The following is a 5,230-nucleotide window of genomic DNA, read 5'->3' as shown; positions in this document are numbered from 1 at the left end:
GTCCGACTGAGCCCCCGGCGGCGGCGTCGGGGGCTCAGTCGGACCCGGCGACACCGGATCATCAGGACCTGGGCCCCGCGGAGCCAGTTTGGCCTGCCCGGCGGGCACCACCACCTGCTGGTGGCCCCCGGGGCGCCAGCCCGCACCGTCGGGCGGCGGAGGCGGCGGCGGGGGCGGCACCTGCAGGGTCACCGTTTGTGGTGGCGGCGGAGGAGGTGGTGCCTCCGTCGTGGGAACAGTGTCGGGATGGCGGCCTTGGCGCGGCGGCGGCAGCGGCGTCTTGCCGTCCGCGGGCTGGGCCGCAATCAGCGAAGCCACAATCGTGCCGTGCGCATCACAATCGGACAGGCCATCCCCACCACCGACCACATAGTCCCCGCCGCCGATGAGATCGGGCAACCGAGGATGCGGGCTCACGCCCGTGTCGATCACCGCCACCCGCTGCCCCGCACCCCGGCCAAACCGCCACGCCTCAGCCAAATCCAGCATGTCCAAGTAATGCGGCTGAACCCGGTAATCCGTACCCGGCAAGGTACCCACCTTCGTGCAAAACGCGCCCTGGCGCATCGGCTGATCCGGGCCCGGCGGCCCATCAGGCGGGATGGCGCCCACATCAATCTGCGGGGGCTGCACCGCGGCCGCCGGCGGGGCAACCCACAACCCGCTCAATCCCACCACCACGACAGTCGATGCCGCCGCACACAGCTTTGCACGACTCACCACACCCACTCCTGCTACCGATACCGGATCGCGGCCAACACACCCATCAGCCAAAACGCCAACGGGAAAATGCCGGTCAAACACACATATTCGACCCACTCGACGACTTTGCGGAACGTCGGAGTGTAGAAGCGGTTGGGCACCACCACACCAGCCACCAGCCCGGCCACCGGCACCACAATCATCACCGACACCCCCGCCAGCAGTGCAGGCATCGTCGCCAGCCCCAGCACGTAGCGCCCGGCCACCCCGATCACCAGCGTCACCGCGGCCACCGCCAAAATCGTCGCCTGCCAACGATCAGTGAACGAGCGCCCCCGCAGCAACACCGCCACCGCCACCAACCCGGCCAACACCAGCGGCAGCCAGCGCCGCGGCGCATGCGGATCGCACAACCCCACACCACACACCACCGTCAAAAACGTTGTGGCGACCAACAACCCAGTCAGATAGGCGTGCGCCCGGTCGGTAGCCACCGTCACCTCACGCACCGACTCGGGCCCAGCGAACGTGGCGACCTGCCCACTGGCCACCGCATGATCAGCCGGCAAATCCGGGCGCGCCTCAAAGATCCAACGCCCCGACGCCGACGGGAACACCGGAAGCCGGATCCCGGCCACCCAGCGCGCCACAGTGGGCGACACATGCATCCCGATCAGCGCCACCAGCAGCAGGACCGTCAACAGGATCGGCGCCGAGGTCACCAGCACCATGCGCACCAACCCCACCACCACACCGGCGGCCGCGGTGACGATCACCGCTGTGCCCAACGCAATATGGCGGCCGGTGAACCGCACCACCAGCACCGCAGCCACCAGCACACTGGCCAACCCCAGTGCCGCGTGCGGGGCGCCCATCGGCCCAGGCACCGCAGCCGCAGCACCCACCGCTGCCGGCAGGCAGCCGCTCAATAACAGCGTGTCACCCACACCGCGAGCCAGCACACTGGCTTGGCGCGCCAAGATGATCACCGCCGCCGCCAACAGCACCACCGCCAGCCCCCCGCAGTACGCGGCCGACGCCCAGCCCAGATGCCCATAACGCCACCGCCCCAACAGCGCCGTACCCGCCACCACGCCAGCGACCACCATCGCCGCCCCGACCCGCGCCGCCCACACCGCGGTGACCGCAGGCCAGCGCTTAGTGAGCTCGGCGGCCACCGCCGAGGTGACATGCTCAACGACGTTGATACGGGCCTCGGTGTCGGCCGCGAATCGCAGCCACAGCCGGGTGCCATCACTGACCCCTTGGGAAGCCAACGACAACCCCGGCTTCAGCGGGCTGCCATCGACCCAGCACAGCGTCCAGCGGCCCCGCGGCCCGGCCGTCAACGCCGGCTGACCCAGCTCCTCAAGACGGGTGTTGACCAAATCCACCAACGCCGCCAATTGCGCCGACACCGGCGCCGCAGCGTCCAATACCACCCCGATCTTGGTGACCCCGGCGATGACCGCGACCAACACCCGATCGGGCAGAGCCGGGCCCGCCGCGGCCGGTGAAGGGCTCGTTGCCGTCGACCGCTCAATAGTCACGCGCTCAGCGCCCCCGCAGTGGGAAACCCTTCGGCCAGTTCGGCTGCCAGCTCCAAAAACGCCAACCGGGTCCGTTTGTGCAGAGCCAAAAAGTCCAGCGTGTCCGCATCACGCAGATGCGGATCCCACGGGATCGTCTTGACCGAACGCACCCGCGGCCCCACCGTCTCAGTGATATGGGAGATAAACGCCTTAGTCGCGCAGTCATGAATGTCGTTGAGCACAATCACCGACCGCTTGAGCAGCTCGTGACCGTCGCGGGCAGCCAACCATTCGACCGTAGTCTCGATCGCCAAACCGCCCTCAGCGTTGCAGGAGCCGATGATCATCAACGCATCGGTGTTCGACAGCACCGTCTTGAAGAACTCGGTTTCCACCTCGGCGCCGCAATCCACCAGCGCCAATTGGTAAAAGCGGCGCGTCAACTCGATGGTGTCATAGAACACCTTTTTGTCCAGCTCCATCGGGTTGGCCACATTCTGGTTGCCCGGCAACACCTCCAAGCCCTGCTTGTTTTGTCCGGTGAAATGACGAGCCTTGGGATAGTCGACCACCACATCCTTGGCGGCAAGAAGATCTCCAATTGAGTTCAGCGCCTTAGGATCAACGAAACGGCCCAGACCCCCGTAGGTGGTGTCGGCGTCGATCGCCAGCACCTGCTGTTTGCGCACATCGGCGAACACGGTGCCCACCCCAGCAGTCACCCGAGTTTTGCCGACGCCACCTTTGACCGATATCGCCGCGATCTGATAATTGCCGGGAATGTTGGAGGCCACCCGCGCCTTCCAGTCACGCAGCCTGCGCTCGTGCGGGCCCGCACCCAAATTCACCAGCCCACCCGTGCATGCGTAAACCGCTTTGCGCCAACCGATTTCGGCTGGTTCACGGCGACGCTTCACGACTTCTTCGACCTGTACATGCCGGGTCGGTGCCGAGCTGGCAGTGCGAAGGTCCGGCCGCGGCGCCCACCGTTGCGCCGGGTCGATACGCGGCGGGGACCAGCGCGGCGCCGCCGGCGCGATGCGCTGGTCGAACTGCGGGCGCGGCGGGATCGGGGCCGGATGCCCGGGCACCGGGCCCGCCGCCGGCGGACCCTCGACGCCAGGCGCACGCGACCAGGGCACCGCATTGGGGTGCGCCGCCGGCGGCGGCGGGGCGAACGACGGCTGGGCCGGTCCGGGCGGCGGCGCTGCCGGGGCGGCGTGAGCCCCTTCAGCACCACCCGGGCCCGCCGACGTGCCAGCCGGCGCCGAGGGCCATGCGGTCTGTGGGCCCTCGCCCTCCGTGGGCGGCGGCGCGAACTCATAGCGACTCACCGCCGGCATCTGCGGTGGCTGCGGAGCCTCCGGCTCGGGCAGCCGCAGATGGGCCACCGACACCTCCTCGGTCACCTCTTCGGTGCGCTCGTCTGCGGGCCCGGGATCCTCGCGAGGTGCCTCGCTGGGTTCCGGCGGCAGATAACGCGACATGAAGTCGGAATTGTCAGTCATTACTCGTCCCCATTGGCTGGCGTTTACTACGTTCGATCCTAGGACCAGAATTCTCGCTATACCACGCCCGCCCGGTATTCATCGAGAAACTTTGCTGGCAGGGGTGATACGCGTTTAGTTAGCCCATTCGTTCGTGGCTCGCCCAAGCCCGCACCCCAACACTATCGAACACCGTCGTCAGCGCATGCTGCAGCTGGGCAGCAGTGGCCGGGGCGATGGCCAGCCACTCCTGTTGGCTACCCGGTGGTGGGTTGAGCCGATACAGGGCCACCCGCCCCGAGCCGGTATCACGCAAGTTGAGCACCGTTTGGCTCCACACCGTGTCGGTATCCACATGGGCGCGCGCATAAACCAACGCCTCGGCCTGGGGATCTTCTAACGCCGCGCCCAACTCAGCTAGCGCCGCCCCGCGCAGACCCACCCCACGCAGCGCAGCCACTTTCGCCGCCGCCGAATCGGCCTTGGCGTGCGTGCTGACCGCACTGCGCATGTCATCCAGAGGTACGTTGACTGCGCTGATCCGTGCCGGATCCACCCGGTGCACCGAGTCCAGCGCCTCACCCACGAGCCGTTGCACCCAGTCCTGGTCGGTTCCCCGGCAATCATCGACGGTGATGTAGGACCCGGCGCGCACCGCTGAGGCCCAGCGGCCATCACGGCGGGCCAGCACCACGCGCAGCTGATCATCCGGTATGGCTCGCCAGGTGCTGGGATCATCCATCACCACCGGTGTCACCACGTTCATTGGCCCGCGCGAGACCAGCACGATGACTTCGACATCAGGGGTGGCCAACACCTTCATGCGCGCGGCGATATCCGAGCGCACCACCGCGCCCTCATCGGCAATGCCTTGCTCGACCAGCACCGCCAAACCCGGGTGCGCGATCAGCCATTCGGTGGTTTGCGGCTGCCCGTAGGGACGTCCGCGCAGTTCCGGGGCCAGCTGGGAAATGCCCAGCATGGCCTGCAGCAGCCACAACCCCTCCAGGTTGACGGTGATGTCAGTGCCCGGCGTGGTAGGAATTTCGGTGGTCATCATCGAACGCGCTCCCTGGGTGCTAACGCAAACGTGGCGGCACCCCAGCCGGTGCCGCCACGTCGTTGCCTCGGAACAGTGCGGGCTAGGCCCACGAAGATCCGACGGCGCTGTCGGTGCTGGCCATGTTGGACCCGGCGGTCTGCACCTTTTGGCCGTGGGCGTTGGCCTGCTCGTAAATCACCTGGAAGTTCCGACCCAACTGGGTGATGAACTCCTGGCAAGCCACCGAACCCGCGCCGCCCCAGAAGTCACCAGCAGCCAGCACATCGCGAACGATCGCTTGATGCTCGGCCTCCAAGGAAGCGGCCTGCGCGCGAATCAGCGCGCCGTGGGCATCGACATCGCCGAACTGGTAATTGATTGACATAGTGGTGTTCTCCTAACGAATGAAAGGGCTAGTGGCTCAGGATCTGCTGCGAGGCCTGCTCTTGGGTCTCGTAGTTGTTCGC

The 5,230-nt window shown here is 67.2% G+C and carries 5 protein-coding genes; all 5 read right to left on the bottom strand.

Going from position 1 to position 5,230, the window contains the following annotated elements:
- On the bottom strand, positions 1-720 hold a 720-nt coding region (locus tag ACQI5H_RS24435), incomplete at its 3' end, for a S8 family serine peptidase (protein WP_427081869.1).
- 14 nt (positions 721-734) lie between these two features.
- On the bottom strand, positions 735-2,252 hold the full coding sequence (gene eccD, locus ACQI5H_RS24430; protein WP_427081868.1) for a type VII secretion integral membrane protein EccD: 1,518 nt from the start codon (positions 2,250-2,252) through the stop codon (positions 735-737).
- Positions 2,249-3,742: a hypothetical protein gene (locus ACQI5H_RS24425; protein WP_427081867.1), complete on the bottom strand. Its 1,494-nt coding sequence runs from the start codon at positions 3,740-3,742 to the stop codon at positions 2,249-2,251. Before ACQI5H_RS24425 ends, eccD begins: the two co-directional genes overlap by 4 nt.
- A gap of 118 nt (positions 3,743-3,860) precedes the next feature.
- Positions 3,861-4,781: an ESX secretion-associated protein EspG gene (locus tag ACQI5H_RS24420; protein WP_427081866.1), complete on the bottom strand. Its 921-nt coding sequence runs from the start codon at positions 4,779-4,781 to the stop codon at positions 3,861-3,863.
- 82 nt (positions 4,782-4,863) lie between these two features.
- Positions 4,864-5,148 carry a WXG100 family type VII secretion target gene (locus ACQI5H_RS24415; protein WP_076123891.1) on the bottom strand — a complete coding sequence of 95 codons (285 nt, stop codon included), beginning with the start codon at positions 5,146-5,148 and terminating at the stop codon, positions 4,864-4,866.
- Positions 5,149-5,230: the final 82 nt, after the last annotated feature.

Source organism: Mycobacterium heidelbergense, assembly GCF_050205645.1.
GTDB lineage: Bacteria > Actinomycetota > Actinomycetes > Mycobacteriales > Mycobacteriaceae > Mycobacterium > Mycobacterium heidelbergense_A.
The sequence above is the reverse complement of the archived record's forward strand: the minus strand, read 5'-3'. Positions and strand labels throughout refer to the sequence as shown.